The sequence below is a fragment of the Halonotius sp. GCM10025705 genome (assembly GCF_042662885.1).
GTDB lineage: Archaea > Halobacteriota > Halobacteria > Halobacteriales > Haloferacaceae > Halonotius > Halonotius aquaticus.
Genome location: NZ_JBHSZD010000001.1, coordinates 1,824,934 through 1,844,953, shown reverse-complemented (window position 1 = coordinate 1,844,953; position 20,020 = coordinate 1,824,934). Strand labels below are relative to the sequence as shown.

General features: G+C 62.4%; 16 protein-coding genes and 4 pseudogenes. 4 read left to right on the top strand and 16 right to left on the bottom strand.

Features of this window, described 5'->3' with window-relative positions; genetic code table 11:
* Positions 1 to 100: 100 nt before the first annotated feature.
* Entirely contained in the window at positions 101 to 736 is a 636-nt protein-coding gene (locus tag ACFQJB_RS10355) for an IS6 family transposase (protein ID WP_379726935.1), read from the top strand.
* 301 nt (positions 737 to 1,037) lie between these two features.
* Positions 1,038 to 1,370: an ArsR/SmtB family transcription factor gene (locus ACFQJB_RS10350; protein WP_120103512.1), complete on the top strand. Its 333-nt coding sequence runs from the start codon at positions 1,038 to 1,040 to the stop codon at positions 1,368 to 1,370.
* A gap of 9 nt (positions 1,371 to 1,379) precedes the next feature.
* Here the strand turns inward: ACFQJB_RS10350 and ACFQJB_RS10345 are convergent, their stop codons facing one another.
* On the bottom strand, positions 1,380 to 2,123 hold the full coding sequence (locus ACFQJB_RS10345; protein WP_120103511.1) for an RAD55 family ATPase: 744 nt from the start codon (positions 2,121 to 2,123) through the stop codon (positions 1,380 to 1,382).
* A 221-nt stretch (positions 2,124 to 2,344) separates the two neighbouring features.
* Here ACFQJB_RS10345 and ACFQJB_RS10340 point away from each other — a divergent pair, with 221 nt between their 5' ends.
* Positions 2,345 to 2,941, top strand: a complete 597-nt coding sequence (locus ACFQJB_RS10340; RefSeq protein ID WP_379726931.1) for a HalX domain-containing protein — start codon at positions 2,345 to 2,347, stop codon at positions 2,939 to 2,941.
* Positions 2,942 to 2,946: 5 nt separating this feature from the next.
* On the opposite strand, the pseudogene ACFQJB_RS10335 reads toward ACFQJB_RS10340, so the two are convergent.
* The 13 genes and pseudogenes from ACFQJB_RS10335 to ACFQJB_RS10275 form a co-directional block, all read right to left on the bottom strand.
* Positions 2,947 to 4,420 (bottom strand): annotated as a pseudogene (locus ACFQJB_RS10335) (DHH family phosphoesterase).
* 60 nt (positions 4,421 to 4,480) lie between these two features.
* The gene (locus ACFQJB_RS10330) at positions 4,481 to 5,227 is read right to left on the bottom strand and encodes a uroporphyrinogen-III synthase (protein ID WP_379726928.1); all 747 of its coding nucleotides are present in this window, start codon (positions 5,225 to 5,227) and stop codon (positions 4,481 to 4,483) included.
* Entirely contained in the window at positions 5,224 to 6,018 is a 795-nt protein-coding gene (cobA, locus tag ACFQJB_RS10325; protein WP_379726925.1) for a uroporphyrinogen-III C-methyltransferase, read from the bottom strand. The genes ACFQJB_RS10330 and cobA overlap by 4 nt, the downstream gene beginning before the upstream one ends.
* On the bottom strand, positions 6,011 to 7,201 hold the full coding sequence (hemC, locus tag ACFQJB_RS10320) for a hydroxymethylbilane synthase (RefSeq protein ID WP_379726922.1): 1,191 nt from the start codon (positions 7,199 to 7,201) through the stop codon (positions 6,011 to 6,013). The genes cobA and hemC overlap by 8 nt, the downstream gene beginning before the upstream one ends.
* A 51-nt stretch (positions 7,202 to 7,252) precedes the next feature.
* Positions 7,253 to 8,590, bottom strand: a complete 1,338-nt coding sequence (gene hemL, locus ACFQJB_RS10315) for a glutamate-1-semialdehyde 2,1-aminomutase (protein WP_379726919.1) — start codon at positions 8,588 to 8,590, stop codon at positions 7,253 to 7,255.
* Positions 8,591 to 8,789: 199 nt separating this feature from the next.
* Positions 8,790 to 10,471 (bottom strand): annotated as a pseudogene (locus ACFQJB_RS10310) (ammonium transporter).
* Between the two features lie 444 nt (positions 10,472 to 10,915).
* Positions 10,916 to 11,947, bottom strand: a complete 1,032-nt coding sequence (radA, locus tag ACFQJB_RS10305) for a DNA repair and recombination protein RadA (RefSeq protein WP_120103503.1) — start codon at positions 11,945 to 11,947, stop codon at positions 10,916 to 10,918.
* A 661-nt stretch (positions 11,948 to 12,608) separates the two neighbouring features.
* Entirely contained in the window at positions 12,609 to 12,935 is a 327-nt protein-coding gene (locus ACFQJB_RS10300) for a UPF0175 family protein (protein ID WP_379726916.1), read from the bottom strand.
* A 60-nt stretch (positions 12,936 to 12,995) separates the two neighbouring features.
* Positions 12,996 to 13,603: pseudogene (pspAB, locus tag ACFQJB_RS10295) on the bottom strand (PspA-associated protein PspAB).
* Between the two features lie 67 nt (positions 13,604 to 13,670).
* Positions 13,671 to 14,539 (bottom strand): annotated as a pseudogene (gene htpX, locus ACFQJB_RS10290) (zinc metalloprotease HtpX).
* Positions 14,540 to 14,607: 68 nt separating this feature from the next.
* Positions 14,608 to 15,723, bottom strand: coding sequence for a J domain-containing protein (locus ACFQJB_RS10285; RefSeq protein WP_379726913.1), 1,116 nt, complete (start codon positions 15,721 to 15,723; stop codon positions 14,608 to 14,610).
* Positions 15,724 to 16,983 (bottom strand): Hsp70 family protein, encoded by a 1,260-nt coding sequence (locus tag ACFQJB_RS10280; RefSeq protein WP_379728024.1) that lies wholly within the window; start codon positions 16,981 to 16,983, stop codon positions 15,724 to 15,726. It abuts the gene before it with no gap.
* Positions 16,983 to 17,273 carry an Hsp70 family protein gene (locus tag ACFQJB_RS10275; RefSeq protein ID WP_379728022.1) on the bottom strand — a complete coding sequence of 97 codons (291 nt, stop codon included), beginning with the start codon at positions 17,271 to 17,273 and terminating at the stop codon, positions 16,983 to 16,985. Before ACFQJB_RS10275 ends, ACFQJB_RS10280 begins: the two co-directional genes overlap by 1 nt.
* Before the next feature lie 100 nt (positions 17,274 to 17,373).
* On the opposite strand from ACFQJB_RS10275, the gene ACFQJB_RS10270 reads away from it, so the two are divergent.
* Positions 17,374 to 18,486, top strand: coding sequence for a 60S ribosomal export protein NMD3 (locus ACFQJB_RS10270; RefSeq protein ID WP_379726910.1), 1,113 nt, complete (start codon positions 17,374 to 17,376; stop codon positions 18,484 to 18,486).
* Positions 18,487 to 18,558: 72 nt separating this feature from the next.
* Here ACFQJB_RS10270 and ACFQJB_RS10265 read toward each other — a convergent pair whose 3' ends face one another.
* Together ACFQJB_RS10265 and ACFQJB_RS10260 are read right to left on the bottom strand one after the other, a co-directional pair.
* The gene (locus ACFQJB_RS10265) at positions 18,559 to 19,434 is read right to left on the bottom strand and encodes a transcription initiation factor IIB (protein ID WP_379726907.1); all 876 of its coding nucleotides are present in this window, start codon (positions 19,432 to 19,434) and stop codon (positions 18,559 to 18,561) included.
* 128 nt (positions 19,435 to 19,562) lie between these two features.
* The gene (locus ACFQJB_RS10260; protein WP_379726904.1) at positions 19,563 to 19,979 is read right to left on the bottom strand and encodes an HIT family protein; all 417 of its coding nucleotides are present in this window, start codon (positions 19,977 to 19,979) and stop codon (positions 19,563 to 19,565) included.
* Between the last annotated feature and the right edge of the window lie 41 nt (positions 19,980 to 20,020).

Below are 20,020 nucleotides of genomic sequence, written 5' to 3'. Positions count from 1 at the left end.
TCGACATGTTGTGGGTATATCGTGTTAAATCTAACGCCGAGTTGTTTGGCGGTGTTCAGATAAGGACTGAAAGGTGAGGCGTCACGATTTCTAAGTGGTTATGGAAGAATTCGGACGCCTCAGTGGCAGTATCGACCAGATTGAGTTAGACTTTGTGGAACGAGAAGCGACACCGGAATTTCTGATGAAGCTCAGTATTCAGCTCCATCTGTCTGGCCTATCACTTTCGAATACTGTTTCTGTACTTGAGATATTCGGTGTCAAACGCGCTCGATCAACCGTGCACAACTGGATTCACAAGGCCGATCTACAACCCACTTCGGGGAAGAGTCCGGATCACGTTGCGGTTGACGAAACAGTGATCCAACTCAACGACGACCAATACTGGCTGTACGCAGCTGTTGATCCAAAGACGAACGAATTGCTGTACACAAGCCTTGAACCGACAACAAACACCGGACTCGCAGAAGTGTTTCTCGCTGAACTCAGCGAGAAACACGACGTTGCTGACGCCGTATTTCTCATTGATGGTGCCCACTCACTACAGGCTGCCTGTCACCATGCCGGCTACGATTTCAAATACGAGAAGCATGGAAATCGAAACGCTGTCGAACGTGTCTTCCGAGAACTAAAACGCAGAACTATCTGTTTCTCGAACTGTTTCAGCAACGCCTCAGCAGACACAGCCGACGACTGGCTCAGATCGTTCAGCTTCGCATGGAATCAGCTTATCTGAACACTACCAGTTGTTTCACGGCAATTTGACAGCACCCCCGAGAGTTGCTCTCTCCGAAACGGCGACCTTTCGTCCGCAACTGCTCTGTCGCACCTTCGGGTCGCTGCGTGCCGTGTTATGACGATCGACACGTCACCACCACGCTGCTTCCCTTTCTCACCCATCGTCGTCGACGAACTAATTCACTACCCTCTCGGTGATATTCTGATAACGGCTATTAGTTTTGATACTCACGGCTATGAAAACGTAATAAACCCCCCACCGATACGCTTTTTGCCCAGTCGTTGGTAGCTATCACAGAATGGCATCGGAGGAGCTTATCGAGGTGCTTGGCAACAAGTACAATACGGATATCCTGTCGGCGACGACAGAGCCGAAGTCAGCCCAAGACCTCAGCGACGAACTCGACGTGCCGATCGCCACCTGTTACCGGCGGATCGACGAACTTACCGACGCTGATCTGCTGACGTTGCACGATCGGCCGTTGTCGGATGAACACCGCCGGATCAAGGTCTATCGCCGAAATGTTGACAAAGTTGAGGTCAGCTTTGAGGGCGGCGTCTCCGTCGATATCGCCGAACGCTCGGCGGTCAAAAACAAACTCGACGATGTCTGGCGGACGATGTCGAACTGACGGGGACTGTCAGAACGACGGCCCATCGCCGCCGGGGCCGGATTCCCCAGCCATCATCGAGAAGCCGCTGGCTTTCTCGTAGACGGTGATCCCGCCGTCGCTGATCTCCATCGGGAAGATGTCGGTGTTGATATCCTGCTTTCGCATCTTCGCCACCCAGACATAGCGGTTGACTCCGGAGTCAGTCGGCGTCTGGATAAAGTAGATGTTGCCATCGGTGAGGAAGTTTTCCAGGCCGATCTCGGTGTCCGGGAACACCGCGCCCTGTTCGTTGATCAACAGCGAGGTCAGCCCGTGTTGTTTGAGAATATCCGAGAACTTCAGCAGATAGGTGCGTTTCTCGCGTTCATCCTCGAAAAACAGCTGAAACATCGTCAGCGAATCCAAGACGAGCCGATCGTACTCCGATTCGGTAAACACCTCCAGCAGTCGATCCATCGTTTCGGTGAAGTTGCCGTCTTGGAGCATCTCACGTTTGTCGTAGATCTTGATCTCATCCTCGTCGACAAGCTCACTGAAACGATCGAAGCCGATCGACTCGGCGGCCATCTTGATATCCTCCGCGTTTTCCTCAAAGGAGATGTAGATCCCGCGTTCGCCATGATCGATGACACCCGAATACAGGTAGTTGATCCCGAAGAGACTCTTCCCCGTCCCGGGGTTCCCGCTGACGAGGACGGTCGCGTTGTTGACGATCCCACCGCCGAGAATCGAATCGAGGCCGTCGACGCCGGTCTGCACTGTCTCTGGCATGCGGGGTCGTACGACCGCCCCTAAATGAGCCCACCGGCTCCGGCGGGCTGTGGCCACCCGCATGCATACCTTTATTTCTCTCAAACGTACATTGTTATCTAAGGCCGTCCGACGGCCGTCTGACACGGATTTATGCTGCGTCATGACTCCAATAACACATATGCGGGTGGTAGCGTTCGACCGGTCGAACACACCGGGTTACAATCGCGGGTGGGTCGGCGATGAGCGACGAGACTATCCTCGTCGTCGAGGACGATCCGACCGTTACCCATCTCTACAACAAGTTCCTCGAACCGGAGTACACCGTCGTCACGACGACGACCGCTGCGGAAGCGATCGATGTGCTTCACGGCGAGGCCGCCCCGGACGGAGAGGAACTCCCGGACTCGATCGATGCCGTCCTCTTGGATCGGCGACTCCCGGACGACCCCGGAGAAGTCGTGCTTGACGTGATCGAAGCGGAGGAGATGGAGTGCCGGGTGGCGATGGTCACCGGTGTTGAGCCTGACTTCGACATCATCGATATGGGCTTCGATCTCTATATCCTCAAACCCGTCACGCGGGATGAACTGATGGAGGCTGTCGACACGCTGTTCACCCGGTCGGAGTACGGCGACCTGCTCCAGGAGGCGGCGTCGCTGGCCTCGAAACGCGCGCTGCTTGAATCGCAGAAATCCGATTCCGAACTCGACGCCAGCGACGAGTACGACGAGCTACTCGATCGCCTCGAAGCGCTTGATGACGAACTGCTTGATCTCGCCGACACGCTCTCGGCTGATGACTACCGCGTGATGTTCCGGGATATCGGCGGCCAATAATTCTCTTACGACGACAGTTGTTCGCCAACAATCTCGTCAGCAACAGCGACGAACGCTGATTGTTCTCCGGCTGGGATCGTCGCCCCGGCTGCCACGTCATGGCCGCCGCCGTCGCCGTCGACCGCGCGAGCGGCATCTCGCATGACTACCGAGAGATCCAGCCCCTTGGCGGTGAGTGTGTGGTTTCCGCGTGCGGAGACCTTGATCTCCTCGGCGGATTTCTCGGCGAACCCGATGATCGGTAGATCCCGGCGGATTCCTGATTCGCCGATGGCCATGCCGGCGATGATACCGAGGATCGTCGCTCGGATCTCGTCGCCCGCATCGAACCACTGGATGTTGTCCTCGGTGGTGACGCCTTCGTTTGTGACCCAATCGACGCCCTGTGAGAGGTTTTTGCGGTGGTTTCGGAGCAGCGTTCGAGCTTGCTCGAAGGCCTCCTCGCGGTCGCCGAGACAGACCGCCAGCCCGACATCCGCACGCTCGTACCGCGCAGTCGCGTTCAACAGCGTTGAGAACTCACTGGCATCTCGCAGGACGGTGCCGGGCTCCTCGTGAGCGAGTTGGTAGCTCGTCCCAACGAGATCATCGATCCGACCGGCCGGCACGCCGCTGGCAACCGCGCGTTGAATCAACGCGCTGAGCAGCGTCTGTCGTTCCGCATCGGTCAGATCGACCCAACACCGCCAGCCGTCGTCGGTTTCGAGCTCAGATCGAGATCAGCGAGAAAGTCGATCGCGCCCGCAGTGTCGTTTGAGATTCCCGGAATCTGGGCTTCGGTCGCATACTCCAGTAGCTTCGGCAGCGGACGGGTTTGCTTGCCGTAGAGGGTGATATCGGTACCGGCTTCGACGACCCCGGCGGCGACCCCCTCTTCGACGATCGCCTCGTTTGCACCGGTCAGCCCGTCGACGCCGGCCTGTCGGTCGCCGACCGCGCCGACGACCGCGAGCGCCGCGAGATCGCGGTTGTCGCCATCTGGCTTTTCGCTCGGTGTTTGCCCGGTGGGTGTGCCACCGTCGGCGGCTGGTTGGATTGCTGCGAGCGCGCGGGCCAACACGTATGTTGTGCCCGCCCCCGAGAGTTCGGTCGCGCCGTCGAGCCCATACAGCAACGGATTGAGATGGTACTCGGTGGTCGCGTCAGCCGGCTGGTGGTGGTCGGCGATGACGGGGGTAAAATCGCCGGCGGTTTCGTGGTCGGCGATGATACCGAGTTGGCCGCTGCCGAAGTCGGTGAACAGCACGGTCTCGTGGTCGGTTGCGGCGATCGCAGCGATCTCATCCTCGTCGAGTTGCTTCGAAAAGACGGTCTCGAACTGTATCCCGGCGCGTTCGAGTGCGGTCGCCGCGATGGCGGCACTTGTCAGCCCGTCGGCGTCGATATGCGAGGCAGCACCACGCTGTCGGCCGCCAGCAACCGCTCGGCGCAGGCGGTGGCCGGCTCGGCAAGTTCGGGAACCGGGGGACTCGAAGCCATCACCGATGGGTTGTGCGGTATCGGATATAAGCCTCCGGCTCTCCCACCGTCAGGATTCGATCACTCCGTGTAGCTTGGTGCTGCTGCTTCAACAACCTGGGTTGCCAACGCCTCGAAGGTCGCCTCCTCGGGGACGATGTCGACAGCGATCCCGTGGTCGACGGCGGTTGCTCGGGTCGGCTCGCCGATCGCGCCGACAACAGCCGCATCGAGCCCGTCGATGGCGGCATCTCGGAGGCCGCGCTCGCCGGCCGCATCGAGGAAGTGTTCGACCGTCAGCGAAGAGGTGAACGCGACCGCTGCAAGCTCGCCGCTGGCCGCCAACTCGGTACTGTCGCCGGCGTCGCCCGGGCGAACCAAGCGGTAGAGAACGGTTTCGGTCACGTCGGCCCCAGCGTCGACGAGGCCGTCCAGCAACACGTGGCTGCCGTGGTCGCTGCGGGCGACGTTGACATTGCTGCCGGCAACCTCTTCGGCCAGCAACTCAACGAGGCCAGTGGAGCTGTATGTGTCGGGCTCGCGGTCGACTGTCCAGCCAGCGTCGTTGGCCGCGGCGGTCGTTCCCGAGCCGATGCTGACAAGCGTTGTCTCGCCGGGCTGCCAGCCCGCCTCGGCGGCGAGTTCGATCCCGGTTTTGCTCGTGAAGACGACGTAATCAGCGTCCGATTGCGGCACCGCACCGGTCGGCTCGATTTCAAGCATCGGATCGGCGATCGGTGTTGCCCCCAGCGAATCGAGAAGCTCGACGGCGTCGGTCAACCGATCGTCGTCAGGTCGGAAGACGGCCACGCGCACCTCGCTGCTCATGGCTTCCTCCCGCCGTGGTGGGGATCGCTGTCGCTTCGATTCAACAGGAACTCGACAACATCCTCTCGGGTCGCCGCCACATCGCCGATAACCGTGATCGCCGGAGGTTCGATCTCCGCCGCATCCCGCACCTCGACAATCGAATCGAGCGTGCCGGTGGCGACGGTCATCTCCGACCAGGTCGCCCGCTCGACGAGGGCGACCGGTGTTTCCGGAGCCATCCCAGCGTCTCGCAGTGCCTGTGTGTACAACGGGAGCTTTCCAACACCCATCAACACGACGAGCGTCCCGCCGGTGTCGGCCAGTGCCTCCCAGTCGACGGCCGATTCGTCCTTCGTCGGATCCTCGTGGCCGGTGACAAAGGAGACACTGGAGACGTGATCGCGGTGGGTTAGCGGAATTCCGGCGACACCAGGGGCGGCGGTTGCGGAGGTGATCCCGGGGACGACCTCAAAGGGGATGTCGTTGGCTGCGAGGTGTTCCATCTCCTCGCCGCCGCGACCGAACACAAAGGGATCGCCGCCTTTCAGCCGGACAACTGTCTGACCGGCCTCCGCAAGTTCGACGAGCCGGCGGTTGGTGTACTCCTGTGGTGTCCACTCGCCGTCGGCGCGTTTGCCCACATCCTCACGCTTGTCTTCAGGGATCTCTTCGAGGATCTCCGGACCAGGGAGTTTGTCGTGGAGCACGACATCCGCTGTCGACAGCAGGCGTTTGGCCTTGACCGTCAGCAGCTCCGGATCGCCCGGCCCACTCCCGACGAGATAGACCGTCGCGGGATCGTCAGCCATTGTCCTCCCGGGTTCCTGTCGTGTCTGCGGTCGCCGCGGTTTCGGCGGCCTCGATCAACTCGGCGGCACCACGCTCCCGGAGGTCGGCGGCGAAGTCTGCGGCGGCTGCGGCGTGATCGGTGATCGGCAGATCACGGGTCGCCTCCACGGTCTCTTCGCCGTCGGGGCCAAGCACCTGCGCGCGTGTGTGAACGTATTCGCCCTGTACGATCGCGCTCACGCCGATCGGCGCGATACAGCCACCGCCGAGTTCAGCCAGCACCGTCCGTTCGGCGGTTGTTTCGATCCGACTGCGGGGGTGATCGACGACCTCCCGAAGCTGGTCGATCACGTCGTCGTCGACGGCGGTCACCGCGATCGCGCCCTGGCCGGGTGCGGGGACAAACTGCTCTCTGGGCAGCCGGTGGGTTGGGACGGTCTCAAGCAGGTCGCTGCGCTGCAGGCCGGCTTCCGCAAGGACGATCGCATCCATCTCGGTGTCGACCTGTCGCCCCATCGCGTCGCGTTCGAGCGCGCTGCGATCGTTGAACCACTCCTCCGGCGATCGGTCGTACTCCTCGCTGTCGGCGTCAGCGTCGTCGTCGTCGTCGGTGTCGCTGTCAGCGTTGTCACCGCCGTCGTCGACAGCAGCCGCGTCGCCGACGATCTCGTCGAGTTTGCCGACCGCTTCGAGTCGCGCCTGGTGTTCCCGCTGGAGTGACGGCGCGAGCAGCTTTTCGAGACGGGTGTCGACGTTGCCCCGGAGGGCGACGATCTCCAGATCCGGGCGGGCGGCCAGCAGTTGGGCCTTCCGGCGGAGCGAGCTTGTGCCGACAACCGCGCCCTCTGGGAGGTCGTCGATATCGCCGCCATCGGGTGTGACGAGTACATCGCCGGACGGCGCGCGTTCGGGGACGGCGGCGACGACGAGGTCGGCCGGCATCTCGGTCGGCATATCCTTCAGGGAGTGCACCGCGGCATCCAGGTCGCCGTCAAGGACTTTCTCGTCGAGCGCCCGGACGAATGCGCCGGTCTTCCCGAGGCGGTGGATCAGCTCATCGCGGATCTGGTCGCCCCGGGTGTCGACCTCGGTGAGCGTCACCTCCCGGCGTCGGGAGTCGAGCGTGGATTTGACCGTCGTCGCCTGCCGGCGGGCGAGTTCTGAGCCCCGCGTTGCGAGTCTGACGGTCGTGGTTGATGACATACAGCCCTCTCTGGGCTCCCCGTCTAAAAGCCCATCAGTTCCGGCAGCGACCTACAGCGCCTCGGCGTAGGCGGCAAGGGTTTCCTCGATGTCGGCTGCGGTGTGGGCATAGGAGATGAACTGCGATTCATACTGGTTGGCCGTCAGGAAGATCCCCTGATCTTTCATCGCCTGCCAGAACAGCCGCTCCCACCGCTCGGTGTCGGCGTCGGCAACGTCCGCGCCGGTCTTTGGGCAGTGATCGTAGTGCGGACAGTCCGGATCCTGCTGACAGCCCGCGCCACACTGTCCTCCACGATCTGTCGCGCCATCACGGGTAAAGATCACCTTGAACATGCTGTCGGTGCCGACAACGGTGTACTCCGGGGCCTGATCAGCTAAGATATCCCGGAGGCCACTCCGAAGCTGCTCGCCGAGGCTGTTGACGTGGTCGTAGACATCGTTTTCGGCGGCGTACTCCAGGTTCGCCAGCCCGGCTGCCATCGTGACTGGGTGGCCTGAGAAGGTTCCCGATTGGAACACCTCACCGGAGGGCGCGAACTGCTCGATAAGCTCGGCGCGGCCACCGATCGCCCCAACCGGGAACCCGCCGCCGACGATCTTGCCAAACGTCGTCAGATCCGGCGTCACGCCGAACTTGCCTTGAGCGCACTGGAGGCCACCAACACGGAAGCCGGTGATGACTTCATCGAAGATGAGCAGCGAGCCGTGGTCATCGCAGAGCTCTCGGAGGGTTTCGTGAAAGCCGTCGACGGGCATGACGATCCCCATGTTGCCAAGGATCGGCTCAGTCAGGACGGCCGCGATGTCGTCGCCGTGTTCCTCAAAGACCGCTTCGGCGGCGGCTGGGTCGTTGAACGGTACCGGGAGAGTATGTTGAGCGAACTCCTCTGGGATGCCCGCTGTCGACGGCTGTGGGTTGTTGGCGTCGCCTTCGACGAGCGTCGACTCCTGGGCCCCGTGGTAGCCGCCCTGCATGACGACGATCTTGTCGCGGCCGGTGTGGCCACGGGCGAGTCTGACCGCCGAGACGGTTGCCTCGGTGCCGGAGTTGACAAACCGAAGCATCTCGACGCTTGGGACGTGGCGGGCGACGAACTCCGCGAGTTCGACCTCGACCTCTGTTGGCGCGCCGTACATCGGGCCGTCGGCGGCGTGGGATTGGATCGCCGCGGCGACCGGCTCCGGCAGATCATGGCCGTACAGCAGCGGGCCATACCCCATCACATAGTCGAGATACTTGTTGCCGTCGGCGTCGATGACGTGGGCACCGTCGCCGCGCTCGATGAAGAAGGGGTACGGCTTGGTTGCCCGCACCGAAGAGTTGACACCGCCGGCCAACACCGAGAGGGCTCGGCCGTACAGCTCGCGTGACCGCTCGTGGTTCATACAGAGCGTTTTTGCTCCCCGGACTTGTGCGTATCGACCGGTCGGCTGGCTGCCCGTGGCGTATCACAGCAGCGCTGCCGCTGGCGGTTTGTGGTCGCTGAAAAGGGACGACAGGTGTCAGTGACGGGTCAGCCGTGATGTGTGGTGCGTCGCCACCTGGGGTGAGAGCGGTGGGCGACAGTGGCTCTGGGACTGTCAGTCAGACCGCTTCGGTGCCCTCCTTGCCGGTGCGGATCTGGATCGCGTCCTCAACATCGAGAACGAAGATCTTGCCGTCGCCCGGTTCGCCGGTGTTGGCGGCCTCCTTGATCGCCCCGGCGACCGCTTCGGCGTCGACATCGGCGACGACGCACTCGATTTTGACCTTCTGGTGGAGATCGACCGTGTACTCCTCGCCGCGCCAGCTACCTTTTTCGCGGGTTGGCTGCCACGCCCGGAGACGTTTGTGACTGTCAGCGAGGGCGCGCCGGCTTCGGCGAGTGCCTTCTTTACATCGCCGAGTTTCTCGGGGCGGACGACCGAGAAGACCATCTTCAGATCCGGCTCGCCGCCGTCGGTACGGAGTTCGCGGCCGCCATCAGTGCGGAGTTCAGTCTCTTCGCCACCGTCGGTGCGGATCTCGTCGTCGTCAGTCGGGCCGAAGCCATCGGTGGCAACGCGGTCGCCACCGAATTCGGGGTAGGTCTCGACGCCGTGTTCGGCGAGGTCGAGGCCGTCCTGCTCGTGGTCGGGGGTGACACGTGCCTCACCCATCGCCTTGAACGCGTACCAGATGATCGCGGTCGCGGTGAGCGTCCAGCCGCCGATGATGACGACACCGACAAGCTGGGCGATGAACTGATTGGCAACCGAGTCGACGGCACCCGGCACTGCGACGAACGGCATCAACAGCGTGCCGAGGATGCCGGCACTGCCGTGGACGGGGAAGACCGCACAGACGTCGTCGATCTTGAGCTTCTCCGAGACGAACTCGAAGACGATCGGGAGCTGTGCGCCGGCCAGCAGGCCAACCACGATGGCACCCCACCAAGAGGTTGTGTTCGTGATCGCGGTGATGCCGGCCAGTCCGGCGAGCATCCCGTTGGCGGTGTACAGCGTATCAACCTTGCCGGATTTGAGGTAGGCAACGCCGGCCGCGCCGAGCGCGCCGGTCGCCATCGCGATCGTCGTCGTCATCACGATGAGGCTCAGCGTGTTTGCTCCGTTGCCGAGATCGAAGGCGCCGGCGGTGCCGACGTTGAACCCGTACCAGCCGAAACACAGCATCAGCGTGCCGAGAACGGCAAAGGTCATCGAGTGGCCGGGGATGACGTTCAGGGAGCCATCCTCAGCGTAGCGATCCATCCGCGGGCCAAGAATCGCAGCGGCCGTGAGGCCGGCGACCCCGCCCATCCCGTGGACGATCATCCCACCAGCGAAGTCGGCGAAGGCGGTGCCGGTGAGCTGTTCGACAAGTCCTGCGCCGGGCGACGACCACGTCATCGCGATGACCATCGGGTAGATCACCGCGGCCAGCAGGAAGGTGTAGGTGACGTAGGCACGGAGCTTCGCACGTCCGGCGACGGCACCGGAAACGATCGTCGCGGCGGTCATCGCGAAGACAGCCCCGTAGAACCAGCCGACGTAGCCGCCGGAGCCAGCTGCCGGCGCAAAGCCGCCGCCGGTCACCAGGCTCGTAAAGCCGGTGCCGATCAGGAAGAACACGGTGACACCAACAGCCCACGTGAGCATGTTTTTGGTGAGCTGGTTGGCGACGTTCTTCGAGCGAACCTGCCCGGCTTCGAGCATGGCGAAGCCCGCGTGCATGAAGAAGATCAGGAACGATACTGTCAGGATCCAGGTGTTGTTGATTGCTTCGACCGCTGTGGCTATATCAGTCATTGTTATTGCTCCGTCGAAACGCGTGTGCTTGGTTTACGATTCATGGTCATTTTGTGATCACGCCGTGTGTTTGTGCTCTGAATCACGGTCGTAGCTCATGGAGCGGACATATATAATGGTATCCGTTGACAATTCAAGAAATAGCACCTAAATTATATACGAGTGTCAAATATAGGATCAAATAATATGCATATAAGGTCGCAGACGGTCGGTGGGGATACAATTTTTGCCACGGAATGAAACGGATGTCGACTCGAGGGCGACGTTTGTTTCGTCTGGAGGTCATCTCTCACCGGGCTCAGCGGCGGCTCTGCGGGCACGCGACACCCCCGCGAGTGGGCGTTGATCGAAGTTGTCACTGCAGACGATAAGGAGCAACAGTCTGAGACAGCTGATCGGAGCTATGCAGGGTGCGTCACAGCGAGGAACGGCACCACGGCAGCGTTACTCCGGTTTCAGCCCTTCATTTTGGACACGCATCACGGCCTCGCCGTCGGCGAGGTTCGGTGCGTCGACCAGCCGGACGATCCGCTTGTCGCCTTTCGATTTGCGAAGGTAGATCCGGAACGTGGAGGTGTGGCCAAGGATGTTGCCACCGATCGGCTGGGTCGGATCGCCGAAGTAGGAATCGGGGTTGGAGGCGACCTGGTTGGTGACGAGAATCGAGGTGTTGTAGAGATCGCCGATCCGCATCAGGTCGTGGAGGTGTTTGTTGAGTTTCTGTTGGCGTTCGGCGAGTTCGCCGCGGCCAACGTACTCAGCGCGGAAATGCGCTGTTAGGGAGTCGACACAGACCATCCGGACGGGCCACTCGCTGTCTTCGTGTTCGCCGGCGAGCTCCTTGGCCTTCTCGGCCAGCAGGATCTGGTGGTCGGAGTTGAACGCCTTGGCGACGTGGATCCGATCGAGGAAGTCGGCGACGAGCGCTTCCATCGTCTCCTCGTCGTCGATCGAGCCTTCCATCTCGCGGTCGTCCAGCGTTGCCTGGAGGATCTCGTCGTCGAGGCCGCGCACCATGTCGTCGATCCGCTCGGGGCGGAACGTGTCCTCGGTGTCGACGAAGATCGCCGAGCCGCGGAGCCCGCCCTGTTCGGGCGGCAGTTGAACGTTGACGGCCATCTGGTGGGTGACCTGAGATTTGCCCGCACCGAACTCACCGTAGACCTCGGTGATCGACTGGGTTTCCATCCCGCCGCCGAGCAAGTCGTCGACCTCGTCGATCTGCCAGGAGAGCTTACCGATCTCTTGGCGGCGTTCGAGGATCGTTTCGCCGGTCTCGAAGCCGCCAACATCGGCGGCCTCGCGCGCGGCGTTGATGATATCGCTGGCCGTGCTATCGCCGATATCGGCTTGATTCGAGAGCTCGCCCGGGGAGGCGACGGCGATGCTCTGGTAGTTGTCGTATCCTGCGTCGACGAGTTTGTCCGCGGTTGCCGGCCCGACACCGGGCAGCGTTTCGAGTTCATCCTCAGCCATTGTGCCCTGACGTTGCTCGCTTTCGCATATAAAGCCTCGTTAACAGCGTAGTGAAAGTGAAGAGTTGTGCTACTGTGACTCGCCTGTGGCGTCGACAACTCGGCAGGATACCGTCTCAGCGACTTCTGTGCCGAGAGCGTCGGTGTCGACTTCGTAGTGATGCTATTGATCGAGAAAGTGTTCGAAATCGCGGGCGGGCGACCGGAACCCGGCTTCATCGATCCAGCGTTTGAGATAGGTGTCGGCCGTTGCTGCCGAGAGCCGGTCGTTGTCGACAAATCGAACAGGAGACCGATGGAGCCGGTGAGATCGAGACTACGTTGTTTCGCAGTTGTGCGCGCATCGCCGTCATCGGTGACTACCAGTCCATCTGTGACCGCTGCCACGGCCACCGCCTGCGCTTCGCCGGGATCGAGTGATTCGAGCAGTTCCGATTCAACCTGTGTTGCCGACGACGCAGGGCTGATGACCGGTATCTCGTCGCCGAGGACAGCCAGCGCGTTGTCAATGTACGAATGAGTTTCCACACCGGCTTTCAGTTCCTCTTCTACCGCTTCCACCGTTACAACCCGCGGGAGGGCTAACAGCAACTCAACGTGAGCTACCTGCGCAAAGTTCGAGAGAACCGTGGTGTTGAGAACGGTCGCGTGTGTCGGCGGTGTCATTCAAGATTGCGGGCGGTCTCGATCTCCCCGCGTGCGGCAGCCATATCCTCCGGGCCAACCCGGAGTGCTACCTCCTCTTCTCGCAGGATGTCCCGCATCTCAAAGCGGTTGACATCGGCAAGGCGTGCCGCCGTGCCGAGTGTGATCTCACCGCTGTCGTACAGCGACACCGCCGCTGCGATCCGTGCGTTCTGGTGTTCCGCAAAATATTCTCGGAGGACATGGCGGATGGCATCGCTTTTGTTCTCGAAGATCCCCGCGCTGATGGCTCCGTCCATGAGATCGGTGAGATCCTCCGGGATGGTGGCGGTGGTTCGTGACATGCCTTCACCCAGTCATTGGGCTGCATATAGTATATGAATTATGCCGGGCTGCTGTCCGCGTTACTCCCACGGGTAGCCACCGGGACGGTCGGGCCACAGCGGATACCAATACTGCTCGTCGCTCTCGATGTCGAGTTCGCCGTCCAGCACCGACTGGAGTTTGAACTCGGCTTGGTTGTCTCGTTCGTGGTCGCCCTCCGGCACAAAGGGGTAGTACGCCCCCGGCGGAAGGAGTAGATCCAGTAGGCGTGGTCGGTACCGCTTTTGTCGAAGGCGAAGACGGCCGCCAACAGCCGGGAGCCATACCCCTGTTCGATGAACGTATCGGCCGCGAAATGGATCGTCGTCAGTAGATCCTCGGGGTCGGTGTCGTCGAGGACGACCCAGCTGTAGCCGTGATCGTCGCTGTGGGTGTCAAACGTGGTTCCCGTGTCGGATTCGCCAGCTTCCAGAATCGATTTGACCTCGTCGACGGTGTCGCTGAAATCCGTACTATCGACCGACGAAAAGCAGAGTGCGGCTTTGCCGGCGTTCTCATAGCCGAGATCGGCCTCCATCGTCATATACGCCGTCGACATCCCGAACAGATCCTCGGGGTCGGCCTTCCGTGTCGCGTCAGTCTCGGCGGAAACGCCGAAGATCGACCGGACGGTGTCCATCAAACCCATAGCTAATCGTTGGTGGCCGGCGGTAAAAGGGTCGTCGTCGCGGCTCCGCGTGGAAGTCGTCAGCGGCTCAGGCCGTTTCCTGTTCGCGTTCCAGCTCGCGGAGCTTCTCGATCCGTTTTTCCGTCGGCGGGTGGCTGCTGGCGAGCTTGCCGACGATCCCCGAGCGAATCGGGATGATGAAGAACGCGTTCATCTCGGCCTGATCGCGGAGGTCGTCATCCGGCACGCGATCCATCCGACCGTCGATGCTCATCAGCGCGGAGGCCAACGCCGAGGGATTGCCCGTGATCGACGCCGCCCCGCGGTCGGCCGCGTACTCGCGGTACCGGCTCAATGCGCGGATCAGGAAGAACGACACGACCCACACGAGCAGCGAAGCGATGATCGCCACGTACACCGGGGCCTGGTTCCGGCCGTCGCCACTGAACAGCCAGCCCCAGCGGACGACGATGAACGCCAGCGTCGAGAGGAACGAGGCGATGGTCATCACCATCACATCGCGGTTTTTCACGTGGGCGAGCTCGTGGGCGATGACGCCCTCAAGCTCCTCTTGGTTCAGCGTGTTCAACAGCCCTTGTGTGACGGCGACGGTCGCATTTTTCTGGTTGCGGCCTGTCGCAAACGCGTTCGGCACGCGGGTGTCGGCGATGGCGATCTGTGGCTTTGGGAGATCAGCCTGTTGGGCAGCCGCTCGGTCGTGCGGTGCAGTTCAGGCGCCTCATTTTCGTCGACGACGCGGGCCCCCATGCTGTAGAGGGCCATCTTGTCGCTGAAGAAGAGTTGGGCGAACGAGAACAGCCCCATCACCACGACGATCCCAAGGATGTTGCCCCAGTAGACCGCCAGAATCCCGACAAAGACGATGTAGAGGGCGAACAGCAGGAACATCGTGAACACCATCCGTCCACGGAGTCCCCAATCTGTCTTCCATTGCATACCCACAGGTAGGTGTTCGATGGGCTAAACCTTACCGAAGCAGTCGGATTGATGGAACCTCACCCTTGTCACGCCATGCGAAGCCAACGGCCAAGCAGGACGTAGCCGATCGATAGCCCGGCGTAGGCCGCCAGCCAGCCAGCCGATGTTTCGAGTGGAACCAGCTCCGGGGCGAGTATCACCCCAGCAGCAAGCGTCGGATACAGCCACAGGCCGATCCGTGGCACCGCGACAAAGGGAAGCAACGCGAGACGCTCGGCGATCGGGCCGACCACTACCGCGAGGGCTAACAGGACGACGGCGAGGCCACCACGGAGCCACCACGGTTTCGGCGCGGCGGCGACCCGATTGATGTCGGCGGCGACCTCGGCGGAGACGAACCGCGACACAACGGCTCCCGCCACGGAGGGTGCCACGCCTGCGGTGCCGCTACCGCCTCCAGTCTGTCCCGCCTCGGCCTCGCCTGACCCCCACGCGGCATCGGAGTCAAGCACGTATTTGCTGTAGAGCTCCTCGGGATCTTCACCCAGCACGCTTTCCGGTGCGCGCTTGGAGTTTGGCCGCCCGGTCGGCGTTGTTGACGCTGTCTCGGCCGCTTCTTGTGCTTCGGCCTCAGGGGTGCTGGCGGCCGCGGTGGCACTCTCGTTTGCCGCCGTCTCGGCTGTCTCATCGGTCGGTGTCGACGCTGCTGTCTGTTCGCCCGGTCGCCGGCGATCGTTTGGGCGGTGGTTTGCGTTCGTCTCCCGACTCGCGTTCGTGCGTGTGCGCGAAGATGTTGATGTCGACGCCGTGGTCGAGGTATCTGCTGTCTGTGTCGTCGATGTGTTCGCTGTCGACGACGACCCGCTTGAGCGCGGCTCCGAGAGCCACGCTGTCGGCGATTTTGGTCGGCCGGCCGCGTCCCACTCTTCGTAGCGATCGGTGCCGGTGGCTGTTCCTTGGTCGTCGATGAAGGTGTCGTAGGCGGCCCGCGACTCGCTGTCGGTCAGCGCGTCGGCGGCGTCGGTCACCCGATCAAACTCGCGTTCGGCGGTCGCCTGCTCGCTACTGTTGTTGTCCGGGTGAACCGAACGTTTAGCGAGTTTGCTCGCGCGCTTGATCGCCTCCTCGCTGGCATCGGGGTCGACGCCGAGTCGCTCGTAGTAGGAGTCGGCCGACGGCGTTCCCCCGTAGCTGTCGGGCATTTAGGGCTCACGCAGTGCCGGCAGCTCCTCACCGAGGTCGTCGATCTCCTCGGGGGAGTGTCTGAGCGCCGATTCGATCGCGGTTTCGACCTGCTTGCCGGTTTTGAGATCCTCGCCAGTCACCTCAAGCTGGCCGTCGGTCGTGATCCGAAACTCGACAGCCAGCGATGGCTCACCCGGCGGCCGCGGCGGGATATCCCGCAGGACGGCGGTGCCGATCTTGGTGTTTTCCGCGGCTGTGTCGCCTTCGCCCTGGTAGACCCGGATCTGCACCGAGGTCTGACCTTCCTCGACGGTGCCGTAGCTTTCCTTCCGTGTCGAGGTCGGGATCTGTTCGTCCTGTTCGATGATGTGGTCGATCGAGCCATCCGAGAGTCGCACTCCAAGCGACTGCGGTACCACATCGATCAACACGATATCCTCAGTTTCGCCGGGCAACATCGCCGAGGCGTCCGCGCCACCCTCGTCGATGATCTCCGCTTGGATCGCCGCGCCGAGGGCGACGGCCTCCTCGGGGTTGATCTCATTTGAGGCCTCCTGGCCAAAGTAGTCGCTGACGAGCTCCTGGATGTGGGGCATCCGTACCGATCCACCGACGAGAAGCACCTTGTCGACGTCGTCGGGCGTGTAGTCAGCCCGCGAAAAGAGGTCATCTAGCGGCTCGGTTGTCGCGGCGGCGAGATCAGCCGTGAGTTCTTCAAACTGCTCGCGGCTCAGCGTCTCCGCAAAGGTGTAGGACTGCTCCGGAACGACGAAGGGAACGCTCACATCCGTCGAGGGGAGATCCGACAGCCGATGTTTCGCGCTTTTGGCCTCCTGTCGAATTCGCGCTAACTGCTCGGGATTGTCGTCGATGTCGACCCCGGTGTCGGCGTGGATCTGCTCGATCATCCACTCGACGATTCGCTCGGTCCAGTCACTGCCGCCAAGCTCGTTGTCGCCAGCGGTATGCAGGGTTTCGACGCTGTTGATCTCGTAATCGATCTCGACGAGCGTCGCATCGAAGGTGCCGCCGCCGAGGTCGTAGACAAAGGCGAGTTCGGCCGCCCCGGAGCCGAGTTTACTCTCATGGAGCCCGTAGGCGAGACAGGCCGCACTCGGCTCCGGCAGTAGGCGTTCGACCTCAAGGCCAGCGATCTCACCGGCGGTCTCGGTTGCGGTGCGTTTCGGATCGTCGAAGTACGCCGGCACCGTGATCACCGCGCTGTCAACGTCGCGGCCGATGCTTGCCTCGGCTTCATCGATGACGTGTTCGAGAATCAGGCTGGATATCTGTTCGGGGAGGTACTCCTCACCGGCGACCGAGATCGGCTCCTCACCCCCATCTCGCGTTTGATCTCGGTGACCGTCCGTTCGGGGTGTTGGACGGCGAGATTGGCGGCCGTCTGGCCGACGTTGACCTCGCCGTCCTCGGTGAACTGCACCACCGAGGGGATGACCGATTCGCCGCTGTTGCCCGTCGTGATCACCTCCGGATCGCCGCCGGCGACGTAGGCGACCGCGCTGCGTGTCGTCCCCAGATCGATCCCAACGGTGTAGCCTGAACCCATACTGACAGCGTCGGGTTCTCCACACATAAGCGGTGAGGTCGCGGCGGCGACGGCAGCCGATTCGCGCCGCTTAACCAGCCGCCGCGTCTATCGGCCGATGATGACTGAGTCACGCGGCTTCTGTCCGGAGTGCGGCGAGACGGTCGCCGAGCGGGCCGAACCGCGGCCCGGCGCGCCGCGGGCCGACAGCGACGCGCTCTGTGATAGCTGCTATTTCGACGAATTCGACTTTATTGATGCGCCCGAGCGCGTGCAGGTGACGGTCTGTGGCCGCTGTGGCGCGGTGCACCGCGGCAACCGCTGGGTCGATGTTGGTGCCGTTGACTACACCGACATCGCCATCGACGCCGTCAGCGAGTCGCTGTCCGTCCACATCGACGCCGCCAACGTCGAGTGGGGCGTCGAGCCCGAACAGGTCGACGAGACGACGATCCGAATGCACTGCACCTTCTCGGGGGTTGTTCGTGAGACCCTGCTTGAGGAAGAACTGATCGTGCCCGTCCGGATCGCCAAGGAGGTCTGCGATCGCTGTGGCCGGATCGCCGGCGGCTACTACGCCAGCATCGTCCAGGTGCGTGCTGAGGATCGTGAGCCCACCGACGAGGAGGCCGCCGAGGCCATCGAGATCGCCGAGAGCTACGTCGCCGGCAAGGAAGCCGATGGCGACAGAGAGGCGTTTATCACAGAGATCGACACCGATGACGATGCCGGCCCGACGATCAAGCTCTCGACAAACAAACTCGGGCAGGCTGTCGCCAACCGCATCACCGACCGCTTCGGCGGCACCGTCGACGACCACCCAACCCTGGTGACCGAGGACAGCGATGGCAACGAGGTCTACCGGGTCACCTTCGTCGCTCGCCTCCCAAAATACACCGCCGGCGACGTGGTCGACCCTGAGGACGGCGACGGGCCAGTACTGGTACGGAGCGCGCACAACAACCTAACAGGGCGACGACTCACGACCGGCGACCCCTACGAGGCAAGCGGCGACGGCGATGGGCTGCCCACCGTCGAACCGATCGGCCACCGACGGGATGCTGTTGAGACGACCGTCGTGACAGTCGAGGACGAACACTCGATCCAGCTGCTTGACCCCGAGAGCTACGAGGCGAAAACCGTTGCTCGTCCCGATTTTGTTGATCGCGACGCCGAGACCGTGCCAGTCGTGAAGGATGGCGGCGACGTGTATATCATCCCTGAGTCAGAGTGAGGGACGGCGGAGTGGTGTCTGCGCCGGAATGCGGCTGTGAGGCGAAGTGATGTGGTTGCAGCACACCATTCACTACTGTGTTGGCGGCTCCGCCGCCAGTGCCTGAAACGTATTTCGTATCGTCACCGGTGTTACCGAGGCGACCTCGGCGACCTCACGCTGGGTTACCTCAGCGTCTAACTCCTTGGCGGCGGTGTACAGACAGGCCGCGGCGACTCCGCTCGGGTTGCGCCCGTTGGCGATCCCCTCCTCTCTCGTGCGGTCGACAAGCTCCTGGGCGCGGCGTTCGACAGCACTTGAGAGCTCTAACTCGCTTGCATACCGCGGGAGGTACTCGGCGGGACTGGTCGGCTCGACTGGCAACCCGAGTTCACGGTTGAGCGCGTCGTAGGCAGCCTGAAACTCCGCGCGGTCGGCCTTTGCTGTGGCGACCGTTTCCTCGATCGTTCGGGATACCGTGTTGATCCGACAGGCGGCGTAGACGCAGGCCGCCGCAAACCCCTCCAGTGAGCGACCCCGAAGCAGACTTTCCTTCTGGGCGGTGCGGAACAGCGAACAGGCTTGATCGCGCACCGGTGTCGGCAGCGACTCCGTGCTGATCAGCCGTCGAATCTCTTGGAACGCATAGAACTGATTGCGGTCGCGTTTGCGCCCGATCCGGGCGCGGTTGTGCTGGCGTCGCAGCCGGATGAATTTCCGGCGGCGATGCTCGCTGAGCTCTCGATCATAGCCGATTTCGGTCGATAGCCCTCTGTCGTGGCGGGCCTCGGTCAACGGCGCGCCGGTTCGTTTGGGGTTGGTTCGACTGTCGTCGAACGATCGCCACTCGGGGCCGTGGTCGATGCGGTCGGTGTCGACGACGAGTCCGCAGTCGCTACAGACCGTTTCCTCAGCCTCGGTTCGCAACTGCCCGTCGCAGTCCGGACAGCGGGGATGTTTGGGAGCCATACTGTAACCCCCAGTATTCGCACCGAGCGATATATTAGTTAGATACGTAACAAGTGTGTGGGCTTGTGGACGTTTTTTATCCGATGCCGAGACCACGGTATGGTCTCGTAAGCCCGACTGGCGGCCGCTTAGGCCTGGCTGATCGCGTCTTCGATGGCGTCGAGTTCGTCCTCGGTGGGCTCTGGGTTGGTCGGCGAGATCGCGTGAATCGGCCCGCCGCCGTCGCCCTCGAACCGCGGGATGATGTGGACATGCGCGTGGGGGATCTCCTGGCCGGCGGCCTCGCCGTTGTTGATCCCGATCGTCGTCGCGTCGGCGTCGACAGCCTCCTCAACAACCGGTGTCAACTCGTGGACGACGCTGAACACGTCGCTGGCAATCTCGGCCGGGAGATCATCAAGCTGTTCGTAGGGCTCTTTCGGGATGACGAGTGTGTGGCCGCGGGCTAACGGATTGGCATCAAGAAACGCGAGCGTGGTGTCGGTTTCGTGGACGATACGCGCTGGGATCTCACCATCGACGATCTGCTCGAAGATCGTTGGCATAGGCGGCCTTTCGACCGGCGGCGATATGAACGTTGGTGGCG